The sequence below is a fragment of the Microbacterium sp. CH-015 genome, from assembly GCF_049707015.1.
GTDB lineage: Bacteria > Actinomycetota > Actinomycetes > Actinomycetales > Microbacteriaceae > Microbacterium > Microbacterium aurum.
In genome coordinates, this window is sequence record NZ_JBNAFJ010000042.1 from 1 (window position 1) to 208 (window position 208).

Consider the following 208-nt stretch of genomic DNA (forward strand, 5'->3'; position numbering starts at 1 on the left):
TCCGCTCCCACGGCAGGCCACTCCCGCACCCCCGCTACCGGCGACCCGCGCAGTTCCTGTTCACCTACCTCGGCCGCCGGCTCACACAGCAAGGCGTCCGTCGCGAGCTCGATCACGCCGCCGAGACCGCGGGGCTCGGGCACGTCACCTCCCACCAGCTGCGACACACCTACGCGACCGCGCTGGTCAATGCTGGCGTCTCCCTGCA

At 71.6% G+C, this 208-nt stretch carries 1 protein-coding gene; it reads left to right on the forward strand.

What is annotated here, in order from left to right; translation table 11 throughout:
* A partial coding sequence (locus tag ACPYN4_RS15520) for a tyrosine-type recombinase/integrase (protein ID WP_424446880.1) occupies positions 1-208 on the forward strand: 208 nt, incomplete at both ends.